The 24,687-nt window shown below is 73.1% G+C and carries 22 protein-coding genes and 3 pseudogenes; 17 read left to right on the plus strand and 8 right to left on the minus strand.

Going from position 1 to position 24,687, the window contains the following annotated elements; genetic code table 11:
- Window positions 1-37 precede the first annotated feature (37 nt).
- On the minus strand, window positions 38-1,021 hold the full coding sequence (locus tag ACIPXB_RS14770) for a DMT family transporter (RefSeq protein WP_401449083.1): 984 nt from the start codon (window positions 1,019-1,021) through the stop codon (window positions 38-40).
- Here ACIPXB_RS14770 and ACIPXB_RS14775 point away from each other — a divergent pair.
- The 3 genes and pseudogenes from ACIPXB_RS14775 to ACIPXB_RS14785 all read left to right on the plus strand — a co-directional run.
- Window positions 1,020-2,534: a PLP-dependent aminotransferase family protein gene (locus tag ACIPXB_RS14775; RefSeq protein WP_401449085.1), complete on the plus strand. Its 1,515-nt coding sequence runs from the start codon at window positions 1,020-1,022 to the stop codon at window positions 2,532-2,534. The genes ACIPXB_RS14770 and ACIPXB_RS14775 overlap by 2 nt on opposite strands.
- Before the next feature lie 31 nt (window positions 2,535-2,565).
- Window positions 2,566-3,315 (plus strand): N-acetyltransferase, encoded by a 750-nt coding sequence (locus ACIPXB_RS14780; protein ID WP_401449087.1) that lies wholly within the window; start codon window positions 2,566-2,568, stop codon window positions 3,313-3,315.
- Window positions 3,316-3,375: 60 nt separating this feature from the next.
- Window positions 3,376-3,657, plus strand: a pseudogene (locus ACIPXB_RS14785) (maleylpyruvate isomerase N-terminal domain-containing protein); the annotation flags it as partial.
- 32 nt (window positions 3,658-3,689) lie between these two features.
- On the opposite strand, the pseudogene ACIPXB_RS14790 reads toward ACIPXB_RS14785, so the two are convergent.
- A pseudogene (locus tag ACIPXB_RS14790) lies at window positions 3,690-4,373 on the minus strand (IS3 family transposase); the annotation flags it as partial.
- Between ACIPXB_RS14790 and ACIPXB_RS14795 the strand changes: the two are divergent.
- Window positions 4,299-4,577 carry a hypothetical protein gene (locus ACIPXB_RS14795; protein ID WP_401449636.1) on the plus strand — a complete coding sequence of 93 codons (279 nt, stop codon included), beginning with the start codon at window positions 4,299-4,301 and terminating at the stop codon, window positions 4,575-4,577. The pseudogene ACIPXB_RS14790 and the gene ACIPXB_RS14795 sit on opposite strands and share 75 nt — an antisense overlap.
- A gap of 118 nt (window positions 4,578-4,695) precedes the next feature.
- Here the strand turns inward: ACIPXB_RS14795 and ACIPXB_RS14800 are convergent, their stop codons facing one another.
- On the minus strand, window positions 4,696-5,688 hold the full coding sequence (locus ACIPXB_RS14800) for a helix-turn-helix domain-containing protein (RefSeq protein WP_401449089.1): 993 nt from the start codon (window positions 5,686-5,688) through the stop codon (window positions 4,696-4,698).
- Window positions 5,689-5,887: 199 nt separating this feature from the next.
- Here ACIPXB_RS14800 and ACIPXB_RS14805 point away from each other — a divergent pair, with 199 nt between their 5' ends.
- Window positions 5,888-6,517 (plus strand): hypothetical protein, encoded by a 630-nt coding sequence (locus ACIPXB_RS14805; RefSeq protein ID WP_401449091.1) that lies wholly within the window; start codon window positions 5,888-5,890, stop codon window positions 6,515-6,517.
- A 306-nt stretch (window positions 6,518-6,823) separates the two neighbouring features.
- Window positions 6,824-7,060, plus strand: a pseudogene (locus tag ACIPXB_RS14810) (maleylpyruvate isomerase); the annotation flags it as partial.
- Between the two features lie 71 nt (window positions 7,061-7,131).
- On the opposite strand, the gene rox reads toward ACIPXB_RS14810, so the two are convergent.
- Complete coding sequence (gene rox / locus ACIPXB_RS14815) at window positions 7,132-8,586, minus strand: rifampin monooxygenase (RefSeq protein WP_401449613.1); 1,455 nt, start codon at window positions 8,584-8,586, stop codon at window positions 7,132-7,134.
- A gap of 216 nt (window positions 8,587-8,802) precedes the next feature.
- Between rox and argC the strand changes: the two genes are divergently transcribed.
- The 6 genes from argC to ACIPXB_RS14845 all read left to right on the plus strand — a co-directional run bounded on the left by argC (window position 8,803) and on the right by ACIPXB_RS14845 (window position 14,655).
- Window positions 8,803-9,831, plus strand: coding sequence for an N-acetyl-gamma-glutamyl-phosphate reductase (gene argC, locus ACIPXB_RS14820; RefSeq protein ID WP_401449094.1), 1,029 nt, complete (start codon window positions 8,803-8,805; stop codon window positions 9,829-9,831).
- A complete protein-coding gene (argJ, locus tag ACIPXB_RS14825) occupies window positions 9,828-11,021 on the plus strand; it encodes a bifunctional glutamate N-acetyltransferase/amino-acid acetyltransferase ArgJ (RefSeq protein ID WP_401449097.1) in 1,194 nt (397 codons plus the stop codon). Before argC ends, argJ begins: the two co-directional genes overlap by 4 nt.
- The gene (gene argB / locus ACIPXB_RS14830; RefSeq protein ID WP_401449100.1) at window positions 11,018-11,929 is read left to right on the plus strand and encodes an acetylglutamate kinase; all 912 of its coding nucleotides are present in this window, start codon (window positions 11,018-11,020) and stop codon (window positions 11,927-11,929) included. Before argJ ends, argB begins: the two co-directional genes overlap by 4 nt.
- Complete coding sequence (locus ACIPXB_RS14835) at window positions 11,926-13,131, plus strand: acetylornithine transaminase (protein ID WP_401449103.1); 1,206 nt, start codon at window positions 11,926-11,928, stop codon at window positions 13,129-13,131. Before argB ends, ACIPXB_RS14835 begins: the two co-directional genes overlap by 4 nt.
- Window positions 13,132-13,138: 7 nt before the next feature.
- The gene (locus ACIPXB_RS14840; RefSeq protein WP_401449105.1) at window positions 13,139-13,678 is read left to right on the plus strand and encodes an arginine repressor; all 540 of its coding nucleotides are present in this window, start codon (window positions 13,139-13,141) and stop codon (window positions 13,676-13,678) included.
- 62 nt (window positions 13,679-13,740) lie between these two features.
- Entirely contained in the window at window positions 13,741-14,655 is a 915-nt protein-coding gene (locus ACIPXB_RS14845) for a hypothetical protein (protein ID WP_401449108.1), read from the plus strand.
- Here the strand turns inward: ACIPXB_RS14845 and ACIPXB_RS14850 are convergent.
- From ACIPXB_RS14850 to ACIPXB_RS14860, 3 genes are read right to left on the minus strand one after another with little or no spacing between them, the layout of a single operon-like run.
- Window positions 14,652-15,350: a L,D-transpeptidase gene (locus ACIPXB_RS14850; RefSeq protein ID WP_401449111.1), complete on the minus strand. Its 699-nt coding sequence runs from the start codon at window positions 15,348-15,350 to the stop codon at window positions 14,652-14,654. The two genes, ACIPXB_RS14845 and ACIPXB_RS14850, sit on opposite strands and share 4 nt — an antisense overlap.
- A 3-nt stretch (window positions 15,351-15,353) precedes the next feature.
- Window positions 15,354-15,935, minus strand: a complete 582-nt coding sequence (locus tag ACIPXB_RS14855; RefSeq protein WP_401449113.1) for a pyridoxamine 5'-phosphate oxidase family protein — start codon at window positions 15,933-15,935, stop codon at window positions 15,354-15,356.
- Window positions 15,936-15,978: 43 nt separating this feature from the next.
- Window positions 15,979-17,466 (minus strand): HEAT repeat domain-containing protein, encoded by a 1,488-nt coding sequence (locus ACIPXB_RS14860; protein ID WP_401449115.1) that lies wholly within the window; start codon window positions 17,464-17,466, stop codon window positions 15,979-15,981.
- Between the two features lie 162 nt (window positions 17,467-17,628).
- Here ACIPXB_RS14860 and ACIPXB_RS14865 point away from each other — a divergent pair, with 162 nt between their 5' ends.
- Both ACIPXB_RS14865 and argH read left to right on the plus strand, forming a co-directional pair.
- The gene (locus tag ACIPXB_RS14865; protein ID WP_401449117.1) at window positions 17,629-18,822 is read left to right on the plus strand and encodes an argininosuccinate synthase; all 1,194 of its coding nucleotides are present in this window, start codon (window positions 17,629-17,631) and stop codon (window positions 18,820-18,822) included.
- Window positions 18,823-18,943: 121 nt separating this feature from the next.
- Window positions 18,944-20,371 (plus strand): argininosuccinate lyase, encoded by a 1,428-nt coding sequence (argH, locus tag ACIPXB_RS14870; protein WP_401449119.1) that lies wholly within the window; start codon window positions 18,944-18,946, stop codon window positions 20,369-20,371.
- Window positions 20,372-20,438: 67 nt separating this feature from the next.
- Here the strand turns inward: argH and ACIPXB_RS14875 are convergent, their stop codons facing one another.
- Window positions 20,439-20,945 (minus strand): HAD domain-containing protein, encoded by a 507-nt coding sequence (locus ACIPXB_RS14875; protein ID WP_401449615.1) that lies wholly within the window; start codon window positions 20,943-20,945, stop codon window positions 20,439-20,441.
- A gap of 99 nt (window positions 20,946-21,044) precedes the next feature.
- Here ACIPXB_RS14875 and ACIPXB_RS14880 point away from each other — a divergent pair, with 99 nt between their 5' ends.
- From ACIPXB_RS14880 to ACIPXB_RS14890, 3 genes are all read left to right on the plus strand, one after another.
- A complete protein-coding gene (locus tag ACIPXB_RS14880) occupies window positions 21,045-21,596 on the plus strand; it encodes a TetR/AcrR family transcriptional regulator (protein WP_401449120.1) in 552 nt (183 codons plus the stop codon).
- A complete protein-coding gene (locus tag ACIPXB_RS14885; protein WP_401449122.1) occupies window positions 21,593-23,140 on the plus strand; it encodes an MFS transporter in 1,548 nt (515 codons plus the stop codon). Before ACIPXB_RS14880 ends, ACIPXB_RS14885 begins: the two co-directional genes overlap by 4 nt.
- A gap of 69 nt (window positions 23,141-23,209) precedes the next feature.
- Window positions 23,210-24,685: a membrane-associated oxidoreductase gene (locus ACIPXB_RS14890; RefSeq protein ID WP_401449124.1), complete on the plus strand. Its 1,476-nt coding sequence runs from the start codon at window positions 23,210-23,212 to the stop codon at window positions 24,683-24,685.
- Window positions 24,686-24,687 lie beyond the last annotated feature (2 nt).

Below are 24,687 nucleotides of genomic sequence, written 5' to 3' on the forward strand. Positions count from 1 at the left end.
GGATCCGGTGACAGCAGTTTACGGCGATTCGCCCGAATCATGCCCGCTGGGTGACCGCGATACAGACCAGGACCGCCACGGCGGCCAGCGGCGCGGCGGGGGAGAGGCGCTCGCCGAGCACCAGCACCGACCAGACGAGCGTCAGCAGCGGCTGGGCCAGCTGGAGCTGGCTGGCCCGGGCCGCGCCGATCTCGGCCATGCCCCGGTACCAGACGTAGAGCCCGAGGAAGGTGGAGCCGGCCGCCGCCCAGACCAGACCGATCACCCCGTGCGCGGTCAGGCGGACCGGCTCCTGGGCCAGGCCCAGCACCGAACCGGCGAGGGCCAGCGGCAGGCACAGCACCAGCGCCCAGCCGATGACCTGCCAGCCGGGGACGGACCGGGCCAGCCGGCCGCCCTCGGTGTAGCCGGCGGCGCACACCAGCAGCGCGGCGAAGAGGAAGCCGTCGCCCGCCGAGGGGGAGCCGCCGCTCTGGGCGAGGGTGAACCCGAGGACCACCACCGCTCCGGCGACGGCGGCCGCCCAGAAGGTGCGCGAGGGGTGGACGCCGGTGCGCAGGGCGGACAGCGCGGCGGTGGTCAGGGGCAGCAGGCCGACCACGACGGCCGCGTGGGAGGTGGTGGAGGTGCGCAGCGCGAGCGTGGTCAGTACGGGGAAGCCGACCACCACGCCGGCGCCGACGACGGCCAGGCCCGCCCAGTGCTCGCGGCGCGGCAGCGGGGCCCGCAGCGCGAGCAGGAAGCCGCCCGCGATCAGGGCGGCGAGGACGCTGCGCAGCGAGACCAGGGTCCAGGGGCCGAAGCTCTCCAGGCCCCAGACGGTGGAGGGGAAGGTCAGCGAGAAGGCGAACACGCCGAGGCCGGCGAGCAGGGTGCCGGAGCGGCGCGCGCTCCGTGCGGCCGCCGTGCCGGCCGTGCCCGTGCTGCCGGCCGTGTCCGCCGTGTCCTGCGGGCCCGGGGTGCCCTGCGCGGTGGGAGCCGCTACTCCGGTGGAGGCGATAGCGCTATTCTGTGCTGTCATGAACGAGCGTAGCAGTGTGGCTGAACTGGCGGAATCCCTGCGATCCGAGCTCAACCGCTACTCGATCGGTGGAAAGCTCCCGTCGAGCCGGGCTCTCGTCGAGCGCTTCCGCGTCAGCCCCGTCACCGTCTCCCGCGCCCTCGCGCAGCTCGCCGCCGAGGGGCTCGTGGTCACCCGGCCCGGCGCCGGCGTCTTCCGGGCGCGGCCGCGTACGCCGGCCCGGGCCACTGGGGACACCTCCTGGCAGGAGGTCGCGCTGACCGCCGAGGCCGCGGGCGACATCGTGCCGCGCTCGGTGGACGCCTCCGGGGTGCTCGTCTCGCTCGCCGCGCCCCCGGTCGGGGTGATCGAGCTCAACAGCGGCTACCTGCACGCCTCCCTCCAGCCCGAGCGGGCCATGGCCGCCGCCCTCGCCCGCGCCGGACGGCGTCCCGGGGCCTGGTCCCGGCCGCCCGTCGAGGGTCTGCCCGAGCTGCGCGACTGGTTCGCCCGCGAGATCGGCGGCGCCCTCACCGCCGCCGACGTGCTGGTCACCGCGGGCGGGCAGAGCGCGCTGACCACCGCGCTGCGGGCGCTGGCCCCGCCCGGCGCGCCGATCCTGGTCGAGTCGCCGACCTACCCCGGCCTGCTGGCCATCGCCCGCGCCTCGGGCTGCCGGCCGGTCCCGGTGCCGGTCGACGCCGAGGGGGTACGCCCGGAGCTGCTGGCGGCGGCCTTCGAGGCCACCGGCGCGCGGGTGTTCGTATGCCAGCCGCTGTTCCAGAACCCGACCGGTGCGGTGCTGGCCGCCGGGCGGCGGGGCGAGGTGCTGCGGATCGCGCGGGCCGCCGGGGCGTTCGTGGTCGAGGACGACTACGCGCGGGCCCTGGCCCACGAGGACGCGGGCCCGCTGCCGGCGACCCTGGCCGCCGAGGACGCCGACGGGATCGTCGTCCACGTCCGCTCCCTCACCAAGGCCACCTCGCCGAGCCTGCGGGTGGGCGCGCTGGCCGCGCGCGGGCCGGTGTTCGAGCGGCTGCGGGCGATCCAGGTCGTCGACACCTTCTTCGTGGCGCGCCCGTTGCAGGAGGCCGCGCTGGAGCTGGTCGGGGCCCCCGCCTGGCCGCGCCACCTGCGGGCGGTCGCCACCGAGCTGCGCCACCGCCGGGAGGTGCTGGCGGGCGCCGTGCGCCGGGAGCTGCCCGCGCTGTCCCTGCCCCATCTGCCCGCGGGCGGCTACCAGTTGTGGGCCCGGCTGCCCGAGGGCTGTGACGAGGCCGGCTTCGTCGGCGCCGCCCTGCGGGCCGGGGTCGCGGTGGCGCCGGGCCGCCCGTACTTCTGCGCCGAGCCGCCGGGCCCGTACGTCCGGCTGAGCTTCGCCGGGGTCGCCGGCCCCGGCGAACTCGCGGACGGGGCCCGCCGACTGGGCGCCGGGCTCGACGGGGCGGCGGGTGCGGCGGCGGCCGGGGCGGGACCGGTGGCCGGGGCGGGCGACGCGGCGGCGGCCGGGGCGGGCGCGGACAAAACCCGTTGAGGAGCCCGTCCCCCGCCCCTAGCCTGCGGGGATGACCGGCATAGAGATCACCACCGTGGCCCAGCGCCCCGAACTGGCCGCGCGGCTCTGGGACATGGCGGACACCTGGCCCGAGTTCGCGCAGCACGACGCGCTCGCCTGGCTGCTCTACCCGCGGATGGTGGCCGAGCTGCCGGAGTACGTCCTGGTGGCCACCGACGGGGACCAGGTCGTCGCCCGCGGGTTCAGCGTGCCCTTCGCCCTGCGGGCGCCGGGCCGCGGCGACCTGCCCGCGCGCGGCTGGGACCAGGTCCTCATGTGGGCCTTCTCCGACCTGCGGCGCGGTGTCGACCCCGACACGGTCAGCGCGATCGAGATCAGCGTGGCCACCGGCCGCCAGGGCGAGGGACTGTCCGGGCGGATGCTGGCCGCGATGCGCGAGAACGCCCGCGCCCGCGGCTTCGCCGAGGTCGTGGCCCCGGTCCGGCCCAGCGGCAAGCCCGCCGAACCGGACACCCCGATGCACGCGTACGCCGTCCGCACCCGTGCGGACGGTCTGCCGTACGACCCGTGGCTGCGCGTCCACGTCCGGGCGGGCGGGGTCATCCACGCGGTGGCGCCGCTGTCGATGACGATCAGCGGATCCCTGGCCGAGTGGCGGGAGTGGACGGGCCTGCCCTTCGAGGAGGCCGGCCCGGTCCGCGTACCGGGCGCCCTGGTCCCGGTCCACTGCGATCCGGAACAGGGCCACGCCGTGTACGTCGAGCCGAACGTGTGGGTCCGGCACCCGCTGACCGGCTGAGCCGCCGGACGGCCGGCATGGCGGGGACCGGGACGTGAGCACTACCGTGCGGGTGCGGATCTGTTCTCCCGCTCGTGGACGGCGCTGCGCACGGCGGTCGCGGACCTCCCGGACGAGGCCTTCGCGCAGCCGTCCGGGTGCACCGGCCGGCTGGTCCGGGACCTGGTGTGCCACCGGGTCATCGACGCTCAGGACGTCCTGATCACCCTGGTCACCCCCACCACGGCGGAGGTCACCGCCGACGAGGCGACGTACTGGCGCGTCGAGGAGCACCCGCCGACCGGCACGGATCCCCTCGACGCGCTGACCGTGCGGCCGGCCGCCGCGTACGGGGACCCGGGGCCTGCCTGGTTGGCGTAGTGCTTCTCCTCGAACTCGATCGGGCTGAGGTAGCCGAGCCGCTTCTGGATGCGGCGGGGGTTGTAGAAGCCGTCGATGTACTCGAAGAGCGCGAGATTCGCCTCGGCCCTGGTGGCGAAGACCCGGCCGCGGATGCACTCGGTCTTGATGACCATCCACAGGTTCTCCGCCAGGGCATTGTCGAACGAGTCGCCGACCGAGCCCATGGACGCCTGGATACCGGCCCTGACCAGGCGTGTTGTGAGCTTCACGGACGTGTACTGACAGCCGTGGTCCGCGTGGTGAATGAGTTCACCCGGCGCGACTTCGCGGCTGGCCAGGGCATACTCCAGCGAGGTCAGGACCAGGTCGGCGTCGGCACGGGCGGAGGTCTCCCGGGCCACCACCCGGCGGGAGAACGCGTCGCGGATCGCGGAAAGCCACAACGGCCCCTCCAGCGTCGTGACCATGGTCAGGCCGGTGACCCACAACCGGTTCGGCCCGCTCGCGGTGAAGTCGCGTTGCACCAGGTCAGGGGCCGGATCGGCGTCCGGGTCACGCCGGGTGAAGCCCTTGCTCTTCCGGGGGCTGATCCCGGCCAGGCCGGCCTGGCGCATGAGCCGTTCGACGCGCTTGCGGCCGACGTGGACGCCCTCACGCCTGAGGACGGCGTGCAGCAGGCCTGGCGCATCGCTCAGCTCGAGCAACGCCTGTCCCACGTCCTGGGCCAGGACGCCTGGCGGGCCACCGGACTCGGAGCCCCCACCGGCATCGATGCCCTTCAGGAGAAGATCGCCCATCTCGAACAACGGGTCGCCGAGCTCACCTCGCAACTCGGCGAACGCGACGAGGACCTGGCCGCCGCCCGGAGCACCAACCGCGAGCTGATGACCCAGCTCAACAGCCACCACCGACCTCGCTGACCGGCACACCACGGTCCTCGCAGGAACCGGGTACTGGCGCTTGGTGGAGGATGTGTCGGCCGGTTCATCAGGTGACGCGCGCGGTACGTGAACTGCTGCCGCGGGGCTGCCGGACCCTTCACACAGCTCCCGGGCCGAAGCGGTGCCGGTAGACGGACGGCGAGAGCCCGGTCTCGCGGCGTAACAGAACGCGGAGGTTGGCCGTGATACCGAGGCCGCTGTGGCGCGCGACCACCTCGATGCGGGACTCGCCGCGCTCCAACAGCCGGCGGGCCAGGGTGACGCGTTCCCCGGTGAGCCATGCGAGGGGAGTGGTGCCCAGCTGGGCGCGGAAGCGGCGGTGGAGCGTCGTGGTACTGACGGCCGCCCGCGCGGCGAGGTCGGACACCGTCAGCGGGGTGTCGAGCCGTTCCTGGGCCCAGGCCAGGACGGGAGCCAGGGACGCGTCGGGTACTTCCGGCACCGGGCGTTCCACGAACTGCCGCTGCCCGCCGTCGCGGTGGGCGGCGAAGACCAGGCGCCGGCTGACATCGTTGGCCGTCTCCGCACCGTGGTCTTGGCGGATGATGTGCAGCCCCAGATCGAGGGCAGCGGCGCTGCCTGCCGAGGTGAGGATGTCCCCGTCGTCCACGAACAGCACGTCGGGCTCGACGAGGACGCCGGGGAAGCGAAACCGCAGCGCATCCACGCACTGCCAGTGCGTGGTGACACGGCGCCCTTCGAGGACACCGGCCTCGGCGAGGGCAAACGCACCGCTGCAGAAGGAGACCAGCCGTGCGCCGCGCGCGTGGGCCCGGCTGATGGCGTCAAGCACCGCGGGCCGGCGCGGCGCGTGCACGTCGGGCCTGCTCAGGATGATCAGAGTGTCGGCCGCGTCGGCCGCCTCCAGGGCTGCGACCTCCGACAGCGCGAAGAAACGGTCGCGCATCGGGGTGCGGGTGTCAGGTGCGCAGAGGGCGAACTCGTACAGAACCTTGCCGATTTCAGGTCGGGGCAGGCCAAAGAGCTCGATCGCACAGCCGAGTTCGAACGGATTGGTGTTCTCGTCGACGAGTGCCGCGACCCGGTGTGGGGTTGCCGTCTTCGCGGCCTGCAAGAATTCTTTCGGCATGTGCATGTTCTAGCACTCACGCCTGACTCCGCCAGCATCGGAGGATGGGTCCCTGCCGAGCGGCGAACCGGGCCCGCGCTGTCGGGCGGGACGCGGGGAAGCGGCCTCTGACCCGGCCCGTGGGCCCCGCCGCCTTCTGCTGCCATTCTGCTTTCCTCCGAAGGGACCTTCCGTGCGCAAAACCCGACGTGCTGTCGTTGTGACAGGGCTCGTCACCGGCCTGTTCGCGTCCGTCGCCTCGCCGGCCTCCGCCGCCGGCGTCTACACGGTCAGTGCCAACACCGAGCAGGGGGCTTTCATCCTGCAGATGTGCGCGGAGTTCGAACAACAGGGGACCGGTTGCACGGTCACGTGGGACACCTCCACGTACCAGACCTCGCACGCGGCCGAACGACCCGTCGGGGACACCGCCTTCAACTACAGCGGGCAGGTGCTCACCCACTCCATGAGCTGGTCGGACACCGTGGGCAGCACGGACAGCCTGGCGGTGAGCACCAGCGCCAAGACCCAGCTGTGGAAGACCGTCGAGTTCGCGGTCACCACCACCTACACCAAGACCTGGTCGCGCTCCAGCACGGTCACGCAGACCAACAGCCTCCCGGTGCCCGCCTGCAGTGTGGGCTGGCTCAGCCGCGCCGCCGAGATGGGACATGCGACGGGGCAGTTCCGGCTCCAGTTCAGCAAGAGCCACACATTCAAGATCCACGGTAAGAAGTACCGGGCGTTCATCGTCACCGACGCCGACTTCACCGCGCCCACCGGGAACGGCGCCCTCATAGCCCGCTCGCGTCCCATGACCGACCAGGAGAGCGCTTCCTGCACCCGCTGACGACCTTCCCGGCGCCCGGCCAGCACGGGTGGGCCACGCCGAGGTACATGCCGAGAAGTCCGCGTTTAGATGAGCAGGCGGCTAATGACGCCGCCGGGGCCGTCGAGGACTTCTGAACCGGAGCACCCCACGCACGCAGAGTCCGGCCGGGCCCGTAGTCGCTTCGGCCGGGCTCTGTCACGTCGCACCGCGATCCCCGCCATGCACGACGCCTGTCGCACACCAAGTGCCCACTCTGCCGAGCCGCTGAACAAGGGCGACGTCGACCGGTCAACACGCCCTGCCGACGCCAACCCAACAGAAGGGCAGTGGACGCTGCACCACCTGGACCCGGCCGCCCACCTCCCGGACGTGCCGCGGCCGCCCGCGGCGGGCCCGGCCCGGTCCCGCGGGCTGCTGGAGAAGATCGCCGGCGCCCCCTTCCCCGCCTCGTTCAGCGACGCCGACGCCCTCCTCGCCGGCACCGGCCGCCGGGCCCCGACCGGCGCGCAGACGGCCTCACTCGGCGCGCGGGCCCGGCGCCTGCCGCTGGTGCTCGGCTGACCGCCCGCGCCGGACCGGGCCCGCGATGCCCGATCCGGTCGGGTACGCCCGGCCGCCGCCCGGCCGGTGCCTCACTCGCCCCGGGGCGCGCCGAACCACCGCTCCAGGGCGGCCAGGAGTCCCTGCCGGTCCTCCCCGGCCCACGCCACATGGCCGTCCGGCCGCAGCAGCACCGCGGGCGCGCTGAGCTCCTCGCCGACGTCGACGACGTCGACGACGTGGTCGACCCGGTCCGCCCAGCCCGCCACCGAGAGCCCGCCGGTCCGGTCCAGGAGCAGTCCGCGGCCGCCGTGCATCAGCCCGTAGAGCCGGCCCCGCTTCAGTGCCACGTCCCGCAGCCGCCGCCCGAGCAGCTCGTGCCCCGCGGCGCCGTCCGCCGCGCCGAGGTCGTAGCGGACCCCGATCGCGGTGATCTTCTCGATCAGGTACCGGTTCACCTCCTCGAAGCCGACCAGTTCCGCCAGCAGCCGGCGCACCGCCCGGGCCCCCGGCTCGCCCGACATCAGCTCGATCTGCGCGCGGGTGTTGTCCAGGACGGCGGCGGCCACGGGGTGCCGTTCGCCGTGGTAGGTGTCCAGCAGCCCAGGCGGGGCCCAGCCCGCCACCTCGGCGGCCAGCTTCCAGCCGAGGTTGAACGCGTCCTGGACGCCGAGGTTGAGCCCCTGTCCGCCGGTCGGCGGGTGGATGTGCGCCGCGTCGCCGGCCAGCAGCACCCGGCCCACCCGGTAGCGCTCGGCCTGCCGGGTGGCGTCACCGAAGCGGGAGAGCCAGCGCGGTGAGTGCGCCCCGAAGTCGGTGCCCGCGAACGCCCGCAGCCGCTCCTGGAACTCCTCCAGGGTCGGCGGGGTCGTCCGGTCCTCGGCGACCCCCTCGGCGGGCACGATGACCCGGTACGTCCCGTCCGCCAGGGGCATGGCGCCGAACCGCTGCTCGGTCCTGCGGACCTCCGCGCCCACGGCGGCCACGGTCTCCGCCGGCGCGGTCAGCTCCATCACGCCCAGCAGTGTCTCGACCCGGGCGGGCTCGCCGGGGAAGCCGACGCCGATCAGTTTGCGCACCGTGCTGCGGCCGCCGTCGCAGCCGACGAGGTAGCGGGCGCGCAGCCGCGTGCCGTCGGCCAGTTCGACGTCCACCCCGTCCTCGTCCTGGCTCAGTCCGGTCAGCTCGCAGCGGCGCCGGATCTCGGCACCGGCCCCGACGGCGTGCTCGGTCAGCAGCCGCTCGGTGACCTCCTGCGGAATGTGCAGGACGTACGAGTGCGCGGTGTCCAGCCGCTCGGGCCACTCGGCGCCCAGGCCCGCGAAGAAGCCGCCGGCCCGGATCTGCCGGCCGTGCGCGAGGAACCGCTCCAGCAGGCCGCGCTGGTCCATCACCTCGATGCTGCGCACGTGCAGCCCCTGCGCCCGCGACTGCCGGGTCGGCTCCGCCTCCTTCTCCAGCACGAGCACGCGCACCCCGTGCAGCCGCAGCTCGCCCGCCAGCATCAGACCGGTCGGTCCCCCGCCGGCGATGATCACGTCGTACATGCAGTCCCCCATGGCAAGGCTCCGATGACAAACGCCCTGATCAGGGCCTAGGCCGGAGATTCTGCGGCATGACCGGGGCCTTGCCGCAAGGCCCCCCGTCCGCTATACCTTGAGAGTGGCGAGGAGTCGGTGGAGGCACTCCTTGCCTTTTGTTTTTCCGGCTTTGCATAAACCTGCGGGTCTACGTATAGTCATGCCATCGATGAGGAGGATTCGATGGTGGTACGTGTTGCGGTGGCCGGAGCGAGTGGATACGCGGGCGGCGAAGTGCTGCGTCTGCTCCTCTCCCACCCCCAGGTCGAGATCGGCGCGCTGACCGGGCATTCCAACGCAGGGCAGCTCCTCGGTCCGCTCCAGCCGCACCTGCTGCCGCTGGCCGGGCGGACCCTGGAGGCGACCACGCCCGAGGTGCTCGCCGGTCATGACGTCGTGTTCCTCGCACTCCCGCACGGGCAGTCCGGTGCGGTGGCCGCCCAGCTCGGCGACGGGGTGCTCGTCATCGACATGGGCGCCGACCACCGGCTCAAGGACGCCGGTGACTGGGAGCGCTTCTACGGTTCCGCGCACGCCGGGACCTGGCCCTACGGGCTTCCCGAACTGCCGGGCGGCCGCGCCGCGCTGGAGGGGTCCAAGCGCATCGCGGTTCCCGGCTGCTACCCCACCGCCGTCTCGCTGGCCCTCGTACCGGCGTACGCGGCCGGGCTCGCCGAGCCCGAAGCGGTGATCGTCGCCGCCTCCGGCACCTCCGGCGCCGGCAAGGCCCTCAAGCCGCACCTGCTCGGCTCCGAGGTCATGGGCAGCATGAGCCCCTACGGCGTCGGCGGCGGCCACCGGCACACCCCGGAGATGATCCAGAACCTCAGCCCCGCCGCCGGGCAGCGGGTCTCGGTGTCCTTCACGCCGACCCTGGCCCCCATGCCCCGCGGCATCCTCGCCACCTGCACCGCCAAGGCCGTCCCCGGCACCACCGCCGACGCGGTGCGCGCGGCCTACGAGAAGGCGTACGCGGACGAGCCCTTCGTCCACCTGCTGCCCGAGGGCCAGTGGCCCGCGACGGCGTCCGTCCACGGTTCCAACGCCGTTCAGATCCAGGTCGCGTACGACGACGCCGCGCAGCGCATCATCGCCATCAGCGCCATCGACAACCTCACCAAGGGCACTGCCGGCGGCGCCGTGCAGAGCATGAACATCGCCCTCGGGTTCCCCGAAGAGCTCGGGCTTTCCACGATCGGAGTCGCGCCGTGACGGTTACGGCAGCACAGGGATTCACGGCCGCGGGCATCGCGGCCGGGATCAAGGAGAACGGCAATCCGGACCTGGCCCTCGTGGTCAACAACGGTCCGCGCCTGGCCGCCGCGGGCGTCTTCACCTCCAACCGCGTCAAGGCCGCACCGGTCCACTGGTCCGAGCAGGTCCTGCGCGGCGGCGCCGTCAGCGCGGTGGTCCTCAACTCCGGCGGCGCCAACGCGTGCACCGGACCCAAGGGCTTCCAGGACACGCACGCCACCGCCGAGCAGGCCGCGGCCGTCCTCACCGCACTCGGCGGCGCCGAGCACAACGCCGGGGAGATCGCGGTCGCCTCGACCGGCCTGATCGGCGTGCTGCTGCCCATGGACAAGCTGCTGCCCGGCGTCGAGACCGCCGCCCGGGCCCTGTCCGAGGACGGCGGCGAGGCCGCCGCCGTCGCGATCAAGACCACCGACACCGTGCACAAGACGGCCGTGGTCACCTGGGGGTCCCCCCGGACGGAGTCCGGGGGAGGCTGGACGGTCGGCGGCATGGCCAAGGGTGCCGGCATGCTGGCCCCGGGCCTGGCCACCATGCTCGTCGTCCTCACCACCGACGCCGACCTCGACAGCGCCACCCTCGACAAGGCGCTGCGGGCCGCGACCCGCACCACCTTCGACCGGGTCGACTCCGACGGCTGCATGTCCACCAACGACACCGTGCTGCTGCTCGCCTCCGGCGCCTCCGGCGAGGTGCCGGCGTACGACGCCTTCGCCGAGGCGGTACGGATGGTCTGCGACGACCTCGCCCGCCAGCTCATCGGCGACGCCGAGGGCGCCGGCAAGGACATCCGCATCGAGGTGATCGGCGCGCTCACCGAGGACGACGCCGTCGAGGTCGGGCGGTCCATCGCCCGCAACAACCTCCTCAAGTGCGCCATCCACGGCGAGGACCCCAACTGGGGCCGGGTGCTCTCCGCCATCGGCACCACCAGGGCGTCCTTCGACCCCGACCGGCTGAACGTCGCCATCAACGGCGTCTGGGTGTGCAGGAACGGCTCCGTCGGCGAGGACCGCGACCTGGTCACCATGAAGGACCGCGAGGTCCGCATCACCGCCGACCTGGCCGCCGGCTCCGAATCCGCCGTGATCTGGACCAACGACCTGACCGCCGAGTACGTCCACGAGAACAGCGCGTACAGCTCATGACCGGCACCGCGCGCAAGCACACCGCGCTCCCCAAGGCCCAGATCCTCATCGAGGCCCTGCCCTGGCTCACCCGGCACCACGGCAAGACCGTCGTGATCAAGTTCGGCGGCAACGCCATGGTGAACGAGGAGCTCAAGGCCGCCTTCGCCCAGGACGTCGTCTTCCTGCGGCACGCCGGCATCAAGCCGGTCGTCGTACACGGCGGCGGCCCCCAGATCAGCGCCCAGCTGGACAAGCAGGGCCTGGTCAGCGAGTTCAAGGCGGGCCTGCGGGTCACCACCCCGGAGGCGATGGACGTCGTACGGATGGTGCTCGCCGGACAGGTCCAGCGCGAGCTGGTCGGGCTGCTCAACCAGCACGGGCCGTTCGCCGTCGGCATGACCGGCGAGGACGCCCACACCATCTCCGCCGTCCAGCACCGGCCCGAGATCGAGGGCGAGCTCGTCGACATCGGCCGGGTCGGCGAGATCACCGGCATCGACACCGGCGCCATCGAGGCCCTGCTGGAGGACGGCCGGATCCCGGTCATCTCCTCCATCGCGCGGAGCGCCGACGACGGCCACGTGTACAACGTGAACGCCGACACCGCGGCCGCGGCGCTCGCCGCCGCGCTCGGCGCCGAGACGCTGATGGTCCTCACCGACGTCGAGGGCCTCTACGCGGACTGGCCCAACAGCGACGAGGTCATCAGCCGGCTCACCGTGAGCCAGCTGGAGAAGCTGCTGCCCGAGCTGTCCAGCGGCATGGTGCCCAAGATGGAGGGCTGCCTGCACGCCGTCCGCAACGGCGTCACCACCGCCCGCGTGATCGACGGGCGGGTCCAGCACTCGATCCTGCTGGAGATCTTCACCGACGAGGGGATCGGCACGATGGTCGTGCCCGACGGGCAGGGAGGGGACAGCGCATGAGCGGCGGCGGCAACCAGGAGTACAGCGCCCGCTGGCGGGGCGCGCTGACCGACAACTACGGCACCCCCGCGCTGGCGCTCGTCCGCGGCGGGGGCGCCCAGGTCTGGGACGCCGACGGCCGCGCGTACACCGACTACGTCGGTGGTATCGCGGTCAACGCCCTCGGCCACGCCCACCCGGCGATCGTCGCCGCGGTGACCGCGCAGGTCTCCACCCTCGGGCACGTCTCCAACCTCTATGCCTCCGAGCCCGTCCTCGCGCTCGCCGAGCGGCTGCTGACGCTCTTCGGCCGGGAGGGGAAGGTTTTCTTCTGCAACTCCGGCGCCGAGGCCGTCGAGGCCGCCTTCAAGATCGGCCGGCTCACCGGTCGGTCCCACATGGTCGCCACCTCCGGCGGCTTCCACGGCCGCACCATGGGCGCCCTCGCGCTCACCGGCCAGCCGGCGAAGCAGGACCCCTTCCTGCCGCTGCCCGGCGACGTCACCCACGTTCCGTACGGCGACGCCGAGGCCCTGCGGGCCGCCGTCACCGAGGACACCGCGCTCGTGATCATCGAGCCGATCCAGGGCGAGAACGGTGTGGTCGTACCGCCCGCCGGGTACCTGACGGCCGCCCGCGAGATCACCCGGGCCACCGGCACCCTGCTCGTCCTCGACGAGGTCCAGACCGGCATCGGCCGCTGCGGCCAGTGGTTCGAGCACCAGGCCCACGAGGGAGTCGAGCCCGACCTCGTCACGCTCGCGAAGGGTCTGGGCGGCGGCCTGCCGATCGGTGCCGTGGCCGCGTTCGGCCCGGCCGCCGACCTGCTGCGGCCCGGCCAGCACGGCACCACCTTCGGCGGGAACCCGGTCGCCTGCGCCGCCGGTCTGGCCGTGATCGACACCATCGCGGCCGAGGGACTGCTCGACCGGGTCAAGGAGAAGGGCGAGCGGCTGCGCTCCGGAATCGAAGGTTCCGGCCACCCGCTGGTCTCCCATGTCCGAGGTGCCGGCCTTCTGCTGGGTATCGTGCTGAGGGAGCCGCTCGCACCGAAGGTGCAGCAGGCGGCTCAGGAAGCCGGCTTCCTGGTCAACGCACCCGCCCCCGACGTCGTACGGCTCATGCCCCCGTACGTGATCTCCGACGACGAGGTGGACGCGTTCGTCCGGGCGCTTCCCGGCATCCTCGACGCAAGCCACGGGGACGGACGATCCGGAGAATGAGACGACGATGAGCCAGGCGCAGGACAACGAGCACGGGGGAGGTCCGTCCGTTCCGCAGACCCGCACCGCCCGCCACCGCCGGATCGTGGACATCCTCAACCGGCAGCCGGTCCGTTCCCAGAGCCAGCTGGCCAAGCTGCTCGCCGACGACGGACTGAGCGTCACCCAGGCGACGCTCAGCCGGGACCTCGACGAGCTGGGCGCGGTGAAGATCCGCAACACGGGCGGCGAGCTGATCTACGCGGTGCCCAGCGAGGGGGGTTTCCGGACCCCGCAGGCACCGCTGGGGGAGTCGGCCAAGGAGGAGCGCATGCGGCGCCTCTCCGGCGAGCTGCTGATCTCGGCGGAAGCCTCCGCCAACCTCGTGGTCCTGCGCACCCCGCCGGGTGCGGCCCAGTTCCTGGCCTCGGCCATCGACCAGGCCGAACTGCACGCGATCCTCGGCACCATCGCGGGCGACGACACCCTGATGCTCATCAGCCGCGACCCGGCGGGCGGCCAGGCGCTGGCCGACCACCTGCTGCGCCTGGCGCAGAAGGAGGGCTGAGCCGCTCCGGCCCGGGTGGAAATCCGGTGCCGGGCCGGTGCCCGTCCGCATAGCCTCGGGGCGTGCTTCCCTTCGTCCTCGCCGCGGCCGTGTACGCCGCTGCCGCCGCCGTGTACGCGGCCATCGGCCTGTGGTGGTGGCGCCGGGCCCGGGTCCGGCGCGAGATCCTCCGGATCGTCGCCGCCCTCGACCTCGCACCGTACGACGCCGCCGTGCTGCGCAAGGGCGCGAGCGAGGCGGCGGCCGCCGAGCTGGTCCTCGACGGGTACCTGCGGATCGACGCGGAGGGCGCGGCGTTCCTGACCGAGCGGGGCCGTGACGTGGACCGGACCCCCGCCCACCCGGCGCCCGCCGCCCTGCTGGAGGCCGTACGCCGGCACGATCCCGAGCCCGTGTCGATCGGCTGGCTGGACTGGCAGGACGAGGCGTACGGGCAGTGGCGCGCCGGGTACCTGAAGGAGCGTGAGGAGCAGCTGCCCGAACTCCCGCGCATGCCGGGCGAAGAGGAGGGGGTGTCGGGCTGCGGTTCCTGCGTGGCCGTCGTCGCGCTGCTGTGCCTGTGGGTCGTGGCCGTCAACCTGCTGGTGGAATCCCGCCCGCAGGGCGTCCTGGAATGGGCAGCCGCCGTGCTCACCGGGCTGGGCCTGGTGTCCTTCCTCTTCGCCGACGACGCGGGCAAGGCGGCCCGGGCCCGGACGGAGTGCGGCGAGGCGCTGGAGGACCGGATCCGCGCCGTGCCGCACCCGGCGTTGGCGGCGCTGGCGGAGGAGCAGCGGAGGTACCTGCTGCGGAGCGTCGGCGACCACTGGAGGTGGCGCGGCGTCGACGCCGTCGCGGAGGAGGGCGGCGGCGAGGCCGACGGGGACGACGAGGACGACGAGTGGCTGGACGACAAGGTGTGGTGGGAGGACGCGTACGAGTACCGGGCCTCCGACGAGGAGGCCGCCCGGGACCCTGAACCGCCGGGCAAGGTCTAGGAGCGGGTGACGGCGAGGGGCCCGGTCCCGGTGCCGATCGCGATGTGCGGGTCGCGCCGCGGGTTCGCCCAGCGCAGGATCGCGCGCATCGCCGGCTCCGGCACGGACACGCAACCCGCCGTCGCGCCCTTGCCGTTGACGTGCAGGAAGATCCCCGCTCCGCGGCCGCGCACCGGGCGGTCGTAGTTGAAGGCGATGACGAGCGCGTGCGCGTACTGCTTGTCGTACGTCACCAGGTGCTCCGCCTCACCGGGCGCGCAGTCGGCCGGCAGCGGCTCCGTCCAGCGGTTGTACGCCGCCGAGGCGTTGTCCTGGCACCACCAGGAGTCCGGGGTCACCCGCCGGTAGCCGACCTCGGTCCCGGCGGGCGCCGACCGGATCCCGAAGGCGTACGGCAGCGCGTACAGCCCGGTGGGCGTGGTGTTCGTGCCCTGCACCCGGGTGGCGCCGTCCGTCAGCCCGTTCGCCCCGAACCGGGCTTCGGCGCCACCCGCCGCGAACCAGCGCCCCGCCCGCCGGTCCCACCAGGTCAGCCGCCCCGTGGTCGAGCCGGGGGCGGGGGCCACGGCGGTGATCAGCTGGGTCCCGCCCCCGGTGTCCGCCATCCGGGCGGGCAACGGGGGGAGGGACGCGTCCGGCGGCAGGGCCGGGCCGGCGAGGAGGGTCACGGCGAGGGCGAGAGCGGTGCGCAGCACATGTCAGACGGTACGGGCCGGCAGGGGCAGGGGCAGCGCAGGCAGGCCGTCGAGACTCCGTCCGATGTGGTCCTTCTTCTCGCAGTACTGCGCGAACTCCTCGTCCGACTTGCGGCCGAAGTAGTCCGCGTGCAGCATCCGCTCGCCCTGGTACTCCATGAACGGGACGGCGTACCCGCACACGTCCGCGATCCGCTTCGCGTGGACGACGATGACGGCCCGGGCCGCCGGGCCGTCCGCGTCGCCGAACAGCGCCACCAGCTCCGGCCAGCGGGGGTCGTCGCGGAAGACGGCCTCGCCCTCGCCGTGGATGCGCACGATGTTCGGCGGCCCGGAGAACGCGCACCACATGAGGGTGATCCGGCCGTTCTCGCGCACGTGCGCGATGGTCTCGGCGCCGCTTCCGCCGAAGTCCAGGTAGGCCAGGGTCAGCTCGTCGATGACGACGAGGGTCCCGGCGCGGCCCTTGGGGGAGAGGTTGACGTGGCCGTCACCGGCCAGCGGTGCCGTCGCGGTGAAGAAGACCGGCTGCGCCTCGATGAACTCGCGCAGCCGCCCGTCTATGCGTTCGTGGAGTTTTCCCATGTCCGGATTATGCGCCGGACGGCAGGGATCGGGCGGCGGCTTTTCACGGCGTGGCCTCCTCCGACTGCGCCGGCTCCCCGGGCTCCTCGGGCTCCTCGCATTCCGCGAACCCCAGCCGCGTCCGCAGCGCCGCCCCCCGGTGGGACCCGTCGAACGCGGGGGCGGCGCGCCGGAACAGCTCCTCCAGCTCGGCCGGGTCGGTGCCCGCCGTACGGAGTGCCGCCTCCCAGTGCCAGTCGCGCACCATGGCCCCGGCGATGCTCCGCAGTGCCGGCTCACGGTCCGTCAGCATCGCGACGGCCGCCCGCAGTCCGTCCATGCCGCCGCGCGTGCGCAGCAGCCGGAACGCGGCCCGCCGGGTGTGCGAGGGCCGGTCGGCGGCGATGCGCGCGGTCAGCTCCGCGACGGGCAGCCACGCGGCCCAGGAGGCCAGCGACACGGCCGCCTCGCGCGTCACGGCCGGGTACGGATCGTCCAGCAGCGGCAGCAGTTCCCCGGTGGTGACCGTGCCCAGTTCCCGCAGTCCCGCGAGCGCCGCCGCGCGGACCCGCCCGTCGGGGTGGGCCAGCAGGGCCCGCAGCACCGGCGCGTCGCCGCGCTGCCCGCACTCGGTGAGCCCCGTCACCGCCGCGCCGCTGACCCGGGCCGGGTCGGCGCACAGCTCCAGGTAGCGGGCGCGCGGTTCGCCACCGGCCTGGCCGACGAGCCAGCGGGCGCAGGCCCGCACCAGGCCGGAGGGGTCGTCGAGGTGGTCGTACGCCTGCTCCTGACGGCCCGCCGCGCGCAGGCTGGTCACGCCCGCCGCGCGGACGTGGCCGCTGCGGGCGCCCAGCAGGAGCTCGGTGACCCGTTCGTCGGGGCCGTCGGCGGCGAGCCGGGCGAGTGCCCCGTCCGTCCACAGCCGCTGCACCAGCGGGTCGTGTACGGCGTGTGCGGCGAGGGCGGCCAGCTCCCGTGCGTCGAGCAGCCCCGCCTCCAGCGTGATCCGGGCCGCGCACCGGGCGGTGGCCCGGTCCGTGCTCGCGCGCAGCTCCGCCAGCACCCCGGCGTGCGCCGGGTCGCGCAGGGCCTCCTCGAACAGCTCCACGGCCCAGCCGCCCTGCACGCGCCGGCCGATCCGCAGGACCACCGGGGTCAGGTGGCGCAGGGCGGAGGCGGGGTCCTCGGCGAGGACCCGCGCGAGGACCCGGCGCGCCCTGGCACGTACGGGTGCGGCCCAGTCGGCGCACCGGACCACCGTCAGGGACAGCCGCAGCGGCGAGCCCGTGGTGACGTGCCGGAGTGCGGCATGCCGCTCGAGGCCGTCGTAGTGGCACAGGGCCGTCTCCGCGCGGGAGGCCAGCACGAAGTGCCACGGGCGGCTGCGGTCCAGGCCCGCCTCGTACCCGGACAGCCGGCGGACTCCGAGGTCGAGGTACACGACGCAGTCGGGGTGCCGCCAGTCGGTCACCTCGTCCGGGTCGCGCCCCTGCGCGAGGAGCAGGGCGGCGGCGCGCCCGTCGGCTTCGGTCCAGGTCGATCGGCGTTCCATCCGGTGATCCTAGGCGGCCGCGGCGGCCCCGGTCGTCCGGTTTTCCCGCCGGGGGTGCCCTTGGACACCCCGGCTGACCTGCCGAAACGCCCGCGCGTTGACGAAACATACGGAGTCATGCATAGTTATGCCTGTCGTTGATTGCACCGTAAGGAGAAACCCGTGACCGAGCGCGTCGTACTCGCCTACTCGGGCGGCCTGGACACCTCCGTCGCCATCGGCTGGATCGCCGAGGAGACGGGCGCCGAGGTCATCGCCGTCGCCGTGGACGTCGGCCAGGGCGGCGAGGACCTGGACGTCATCCGCAAGCGCGCGCTCGACTGCGGTGCGGTCGAGGCCGAGGTCGCGGACGCCAAGAACGAGTTCGCCGACGAGTACTGCCTCCCGGCGATCAAGGCCAACGCCCTGTACATGGACCGCTACCCGCTGGTCTCGGCGCTCTCCCGGCCGGCCATCGTCAAGCACCTGGTGGCGGCCGCCAAGAAGCACAACGCCTCGGTCGTGGCCCACGGCTGCACCGGCAAGGGCAACGACCAGGTCCGCTTCGAGGCCGGCATCCAGGCCCTCGGCCCCGACCTCAAGTGCATCGCCCCGGTCCGCGACTACGCCATGACCCGTGACAAGGCGATCGCCTTCTGCGAGGCGAAGAACCTCCCGATCGCGACCACCAAGAAGTCCCCGTACTCCATCGACCAGAACGTCTTCGGGCGCGCCGTCGAGACGGGCTTCCTGGAGGACATCTGGAACGCCCCGATCGAGGACATCTACGAGTACACCTCGAACCCGGCCACCCCCCGCGAGCCCGACGAGGTCGTCATCTCCTTCAAGGAGGGCGTGCCCGTCGCCATCGACGGCAAGCCGGTCACCGTGCTCCAGGCCATCCAGCAGCTCAACGAGCGGGCCGGCGGCCAGGGCATCGGCCGGATCGACATGGTCGAGGACCGGCTCGTCGGCATCAAGTCCCGCGAGGTCTACGAGGCCCCGGGCGCGATCGCGCTGATCACCGCCCACCAGGAGCTGGAGAACGTCACCGTCGAGCGCGAGCTCGCCCGGTACAAGCGGCAGGTCGAGCAGCGCTGGGGCGAGCTCGTCTACGACGGCCTGTGGTTCTCCCCGCTCAAGCGGGCCCTGGACGGCTTCATCGACGAGGCCAACCAGCACGTCACCGGTGACATCCGGATGACCCTGCACGGCGGCCGCGCCGTCGTCACCGGCCGGAAGTCCGAGGAGTCGCTGTACGACTTCAACCTCGCGACCTACGACACCGGCGACACCTTCGACCAGTCGAAGGCCCAGGGCTTCATCGACATCTTCGCCCTCTCCGCGAAGATCGCCGCCAAGCGCGACCTGGCGTAACCCGCCGAACGCCCGCCCGAACGCCGAACGCCGAACGCCGTACGTGACCGCCTCCCCGTAACCTCCGCGGCGGGGAGGCGGTTCCCCATCCGAAGTCATGCAGTCTTGAGGAGCAGTAGCTGTGAGCAGCAACAACGGTGACGTCCGGCTCTGGGGCGGCCGGTTCGCCGACGGTCCGTCGGAGGCGCTGGCCCTGCTGTCGGCGTCCGTCCACTTCGACTGGCGCCTCGCGCCGTACGACATCGCCGGCTCCCGCGCCCACGCGCGCGTGCTCCACACGGCGGGCCTGCTCACGGCCGACGAGCTCGACCGTATGATCGCCGGCCTCGACCGGCTGGAGGCCGACGTCGCCGACGGCTCCTTCACCGGGACCGTCGCCGACGAGGACGTGCACACCGCCCTGGAGCGGGGCCTGCTGGAGCGGCTCGGCCCCGACCTCGGCGGCAAGCTGCGCGCCGGCCGGTCCCGCAACGACCAGGTCGCCACCCTGTTCCGGATGTACCTGCGCGACCACGCCCGGATCATCGGCGGCCTGATCGCCGACCTCCAGGACGCGCTCGTCGGCCTCGCCGAGGCGCACCACGACGTGGCCATGCCCGGCCGCACCCACCTCCAGCACGCCCAGCCGGTGCTCTTCGCCCACCACGTGCTGGCCCACGTGCAGTCGCTGTCGCGGGACGCCGAGCGGCTGCGCCAGTGGGACACCCGTACGGCCGTCTCGCCGTACGGCTCGGGCGCGCTGGCCGGCTCCTCCCTGGGCCTGGACCCGGAGGCGGTCGCCGCCGACCTCGGCTTCGAGCGCGGCTCGGTGGGCAACTCCATCGACGGCACGGCCTCGCGCGACTTCGTCGCCGAGTTCGCCTTCATCACCGCGATGATCGGGATCAACCTGTCCCGGATCGCCGAGGAGATCATCATCTGGAACACGAAGGAGTTCTCCTTCGTCACCCTCCACGACGCCTTCTCCACCGGCTCCTCGATCATGCCGCAGAAGAAGAACCCGGACATCGCGGAGCTGGCGCGCGGCAAGTCCGGCCGTCTCATCGGCAACCTGACCGGCCTGCTCGCCACGCTCAAGGCGCTGCCGCTGGCCTACAACCGCGATCTCCAGGAGGACAAGGAGCCGGTCTTCGACTCCTGCGACACCCTGGAGGTCCTGCTGCCCGCCTTCACCGGCATGATGGCGACCCTCACCGTCAACCGCGCGCGGATGGAGGAGCTGGCCCCGGCCGGGTTCTCGCTCGCCACCGACATCGCCGAATGGCTGGTCAAGCAGGGGGTGCCGTTCCGGGTGGCCCACGAGGTCGCGGGCGAGTGCGTCAAGGAGTGCGAGGCCCACGGCATCGAGCTCGACGAGCTGACCGACGAACAGTTCGCGAAGATCTCCGAGCACCTCACCCCGGAGGTGCGCGGTGTGCTGAACGTGCCCGGCGCCCTCGCCTCGCGCAGCGGGCGCGGCGGCACGGCCCCCAGCGCGGTCGCCGCGCAGCTCAACGAGCTGAAGGCGGACCTGGTCATCCAGCACGCCTGGGCGGCCCACAAGCAGTAGTGCCGGCACGCGCGGCGGGAGGGGCGGCGGGGTCTTCCACGACCCGGCCGCCCCTCCGTCGCGTCGGTCACAGGGCTTCGCCCCAGCGGGCCAGGGCGTCGAAGTCCTCCCCGGTCAGCCCGATCCGCTCGTCGACGTAGCGCAGCAGCGCGTGCGCGGGGTGGAGCTGCTCGACGTACTCGCGGTCCATCGCCGTGATGTCGTCGTCGATCCACGCGAAGGGCCGGCCGGCGGCGTACTCCAGGATGTACTGGGTCTTCCAGAACGTGCCGCGCGGCGCCCGCCCGTGCATCACCGGCCAGTCGATGTACGGCAGCCGGGGCAGCCCCAGGTGCGGGGCTATCCAGTCGTTGGCCTCGTCCTTCCAGGTGGTCGCCCACACCAGCTCGTACGTGCGCGCCAGCGCGAGCAGCCGGGTGCCGTGGCCCGGGTCGAGCCACACCCGCAGCGGCTTGCCGCCGGTCCAGCCGGTCGGGCGCATGCGGTGGGTGGTGTAGCCCTCCGGGCGGCGCTGGGGCTGCGCGGCGTAGGGGTTCAGCGGGCCGTCGACGTCGATGAGCAGCAGCGGCTTCAGCAGCTTCATGGGTCCAGGATTCCTCTCCGGCTGCCCGCCAGGCAGCCGATTTTTCGTTCTGATGAGACATTCGTGTCTCATTTGGGGTATCGTTGTCTCATGGCCATGGATCGTGACCAGGTGCTGCGCGCTGCCGCCGCCCTCCTCTCCCGCAAGTCGACCGCCACGATGGACGAGGTCGCCAAAGCCGCCGGAATCGGCCGGGCGACCCTCCACCGGCACTTCGCCGGGCGCGACGCGCTCGTGCGCGCCCTGGAGGACCTGGGCATCCGGGAGTTCGAGGCGGCGCTCGGGCGGGCCCGCCTCGACGAGGACGACGCGGTCGACGCGCTGCGCCGGCTGGTCGCCGAGTCCGAGCCCAACGCCCAGCTGCTGGCCTTCCTCGTCACCGAGAACCAGCTCTTCGAGGGCGACCAGGTCAACGAGGGCTGGGCCCGGCTCGACGCCCGCGTCAGCGCCGTCTTCAAACGCGGCCAGGAGCAGGGCGACATCCGGATCGACCTCAGTGCCACCTGGCTGACCGAGGCCCTCTACGGCCTCATCGGCAGCTGTGCCTGGGCCGTGATGGACGGCCGTGTCGCCGCCAAGGACTTCCAGTACATGATCACCGAGCTGCTGCTCGGTGGCGCCCGACGGAGTGTGGAGAAATGACCCGTACCGAACAGCTGACCCAGGGGAAGGGGACGGAGGCGATCAGGAGCAAGGGGCGCTGGCTCGCGCTCTCGGTCCTGGTCCTGGCCGTCCTGCTGGTCGCGGTGGACGCCACTGTACTGGGTCTGGCCACCCCGTCCCTCAGCGAGGACCTCAAGCCGACGGGCAGTCAACTGCTGTGGATCGGCGACATCTACTCCTTCGTCATCGCCGGACTGCTCGTCTCCATGGGCTCGCTCGGTGACCGAATAGGCCGCAAGAAGCTGCTGCTGACCGGTGCCATCGCCTTCGGCGCCGTCTCCGTGCTCAACGCCTACGCCACCAGCCCCGAGATGATGATCGTCGCCCGCGCCCTGCTCGGTGTGGCCGGTGCGACGCTGATGCCCTCCACCCTCGCGTTGATCCGCAACATCTTCCACGACCCCAAGGAGCGCAGCCTCGCCATCGGCATCTGGGGCGCCACCGCCTCGGCCGGCGCGGCCGTCGGCCCCGTCCTCGGCGGAGCGCTGCTCCAGCACTTCTGGTGGGGCTCGGTCTTCCTCATCAACCTGCCCGTCATGGCCGTCCTGGTCCTCGTCGGCAGCAAGCTGCTGCCCGAGTCGAAGAACCCGGTCACCGGGCCCTGGGACCTGTTCAGCGTCGCGCTCTCCCTCGTCGGCATCATCGGTGTCGTCTACGCCGTCAAGGAGGTCGCCACGCACGGGCCGACCACGGAGGTCTGGGTCGCCGCCGCCCTCGGCGCCGCCTGCCTGTACGCCTTCGTCCGCCGCCAGTTCGCCCTGAGCGCGCCGCTGCTCGACATGCGGCTGTTCAAGCACCGGGGCTTCTCGGGCGCGGTCCTCGCCGACCTGCTCACCGTCTTCGGCCTGTCCGGACTGGTCTTCTTCCTCTCCCAGTTCCTCCAGCTCGTCCAGGGCCGCGACCCCCTGGAGGCGGGCCTGGCCGAACTGCCCGCCGCGATCGGCGCGGTGGTCACCGGTCTGGTCGCCGGCCGCTACGCCCGCAGGTACTCCGTACGCGCCATCGTGGCCGGCGGCCTCGGCGCCATCGGGCTCGCGCTCGGCGTGATCACCCTGGTGCACCGGGAGACCGGCTACCCGCTGCTCGGCGCGGCCCTGCTCGTCGTCGGCCTCGGCGCCGGCTTCTCCTTCACCGTCACCGCCGACGTGATCCTCTCCAGCGTCCCCAAGGAGCAGGCCGGTTCGGCCTCCGCCGTCTCCGAGACGGCGTACGAACTCGGCGCGGCCCTCGGTATCGCCCTGCTCGGTTCCATCGTCACCGGCGCCTACCAGAAGTTCACGGCCCCCGCCGGGGTCCCCGCCGAGGTCGCCGACGCGGCCCACGAGTCGCTCGGCGGCGCCGTCGAGGCCTCGCGCGCCCTGGACCCGGCGACCGCGCACGGCATGGTCGCCGCCGCCCAGGACGCCTTCGTGGACGGCCTGCGGCTCGCCGCCGGCGTCGGCGCGGCCGTCCTGTTGGCCACCGCCGTGGCCGCCTGGTTCCTGCTGCGCGGCCAGCGGCTCCAGGAGGGCATCGAGCACTGACGCTCCGCCAGGCGGGGGCGCCGCGACCCGGGTTGACAGTGTGATCACGGGCGCGGCACCCTTCCGGCGATGGAGATCACCGACCTGACCCCGGCGGAGCGCCGCGTCCGGGACGCCTTCCCACGCGGCGAGGGCGTCGACTTCCGGACGGGCCCCGAGGAGCTCTCCGGGGACGGCGCCTCCTGGGGACCCGAGCGGACCGTGCGCGCGGAGGTGCTGCGGGCCCTGCTGGTCGGCGGTCCGACCGAGGACGGCCGGGTCGCCGGCCTCAAGCTCTACGGAGCCAGGATCACCGGCAAGCTCGACCTCAAGTACGCCGTCGTGGACCATCCCGTCCGGCTGCGCTCGTGCTGGTTCGAACGCAAACCCCTGCTGTACGGCGCCCAGCTGCGCGCCGTCGTCCTCGCCGACTCCACGCTGCCCGGCCTGACCGCCGCCAACGTCCGCGTGGACATCGTCCTGCGGCTGTCCTGCTGCACCCTCAACGGCCCCGTCCGGCTGGCCGGCGCGCGGATCACCGGCGGCCTCTTCCTCCAGGGGGCGGTCATCCGGACCGGGAGCCTGCCCGACGAGGCCGACGAGCCGCCGCTCCAGCTCAACCACGCCGAGATAGGCACCGACATCATCGCCGGCGACCTCACCGTCCACGGTCAGTTCCGCATCAACGGAGCCACCGTCGCCGGCCAGATCAACCTCGACCGCGCGCGGCTGATCAACCCCGGCGGCATCGCCCTGCACGCCGAGACCCTGTCCGTGGGCACCGACCTGCGCGGCAACCGGCTGCACGCCGAGGGCATGGTCAACCTCACCGGGGCCCGCATCCCCGGCCAGCTCTTCCTCGGCCGGGCCCGCCTGAGCGCCCCCGGGGCCGTCGCGCTGCGCGCCAGCAGCTGCGTCGTCGGCGAGTTCTGGCTGCGCAAGGCCGCCCCCGTCGAGGGCATCGTGAACCTGCGCCGCAGCCAGTTCGACATGCTGTGGGCCGAGCCGGCCGTCTGGCCGCCCGTGGTGCGCCTGGACGGGCTCGGCTACCGGGTGCTCCGCCCGCACCTGCCCGCGGAGGAGCGGCTGCCGATGCTGGAGCGGGAGGAGGACGGCTACCTGCCCTCCTCGTACGAGCAGCTGGCCGCCGCCTACCGGGACGTCGGCGACGAGGAGGCCGTCCGTACCGTCCAGCTCGCCAAGCTCCGCCGGCACCGGCGCACCCGGCCCCGGCACGCCCGGCTGTGGGGCCTGCTCCAGGACGCCACCGTCGGCTACGGCTTCCGCCCCTCGCGCGCTGCGCTCTGGCTCGTGGCTCTGCTGGTCACCGGCGCGGTCGCGTTCGCCCTGCACCCGCCGCGCGCGCTCAAGGCGGGCGAGGCGCCCGACTTCAACCCGCTCTTCTACACCATCGACCTGCTGCTGCCGATCATCGGCTTCGGCCAGGAGGCGGCGTTCGCGCCGAGCGGCTGGCTCCAGTGGCTGTCCTACCTGCTGATCATCACCGGCTGGATCCTGGCCACGACCACGGCAGCGGGCGTCAGCCGCTCCCTGCGCCGCCAGTAGCC

It is taken from the genome of Streptomyces sp. NPDC090022, from assembly GCF_044748145.1.
GTDB lineage: Bacteria > Actinomycetota > Actinomycetes > Streptomycetales > Streptomycetaceae > Streptomyces.